Source organism: Glutamicibacter protophormiae, assembly GCF_014647495.1.
Lineage (GTDB): Bacteria > Actinomycetota > Actinomycetes > Actinomycetales > Micrococcaceae > Glutamicibacter > Glutamicibacter protophormiae.
Genome location: NZ_BMPH01000030.1, coordinates 1 through 1,505, shown reverse-complemented (window position 1 = coordinate 1,505; position 1,505 = coordinate 1). Strand labels below are relative to the sequence as shown.

Here is a 1,505-nt window from a genome sequence, read left to right as displayed (position 1 = left end):
GTGTAAACCAGCGGTGGAGGCCACACGAGTGAGAATGCAGGCATGAGTAGCGAATGACGGGTGAGAAACCCGTCCGCCGAATGATCAAGGGTTCCAGGGTCAAGCTAATCTGCCCTGGGTTAGTCGGGACCTAAGGCGAGGCCGACAGGCGTAGTCGATGGATAACGGGTTGATATTCCCGTACCGGCGAAGGACCGCCCATACTGAGCGATGGATGCTAACCATGATGGATCATGGCTGTTGCGACCTTCGGGTTGTTGGCTGTGTGATGTGGTGGGAACCGATGTTGTGAGGTCAGCGTATTAACAGGTGTGACGCAGGAAGGTAGCCGAGCCAGGCAATGGAATTGACCTGGTCCAAGGGTGTAGGAAGAACGGTAGGCAAATCCGCTGTTCATTGTTTCTGAGACCTGATAGGCGCCCCGTTTGTGGGGTGATTCGGTGATCCTATGCTGCCTAGAAAAGCATCGGCGCGAGGTCCCAGTCCGCCCGTACCCTAAACCGACACAGGTGATCAGGTAGAGAATACTAAGGCGATCGAGAGAATCATGGTTAAGGAACTCGGCAAAATGCCCCCGTAACTTCGGAAGAAGGGGGGCCTGCCCCGTGAAGAGGATTGACTCCTTGGAGGCGGGTGTGGGCCGCAGAGACCAGGGGGAAGCGACTGTTTACTAAAAACACAGGTCCGTGCGAAGTCGCAAGACGATGTATACGGACTGACTCCTGCCCGGTGCTGGAAGGTTAAGAGGACCGGTTAGCACACTTGTGTGCGAAGCTGAGAATTTAAGCCCCAGTAAACGGCGGTGGTAACTATAACCATCCTAAGGTAGCGAAATTCCTTGTCGGGTAAGTTCCGACCTGCACGAATGGAGTAACGACTTCCCCGCTGTCTCAACCATGAACTCGGCGAAATTGCAGTACGAGTAAAGATGCTCGTTACGCGCAGCAGGACGGAAAGACCCCGAGACCTTTACTATAGTTTGGTATTGGTGTTCGGTGCAGCTTGTGTAGGATAGGTGGGAGACTGTGAAGCTCGGACGCTAGTTCGGGTGGAGTCATCGTTGAAATACCACTCTGGCTGTACCGGTCACCTAACTTCGGACCATGATCTGGTTCAGGGACAGTGCCTGATGGGTAGTTTAACTGGGGCGGTTGCCTCCTAAAATGTAACGGAGGCGCCCAAAGGTTCCCTCAGCCTGGTTGGCAATCAGGTGTTGAGTGTAAGTGCACAAGGGAGCTTGACTGTGAGAGTGACAGCTCGAGCAGGGACGAAAGTCGGGACTAGTGATCCGGCGGCACCTCGTGGAAGGGCCGTCGCTCAACGGATAAAAGGTACCTCGGGGATAACAGGCTGATCTTGCCCAAGAGTCCATATCGACGGCATGGTTTGGCACCTCGATGTCGGCTCGTCGCATCCTGGGGCTGGAGTAGGTCCCAAGGGTTGGGCTGTTCGCCCATTAAAGCGGTACGCGAGCTGGGTTTAGAACGTCGTGAGACAGTTCGGTC

Annotated in this window: 1 rRNA gene; it reads left to right on the top strand. The window is 55.0% G+C overall.

The features are described from left to right. Nucleotides 1-1,505, top strand: a 23S ribosomal RNA gene (locus IEY43_RS17985); the annotation flags it as partial.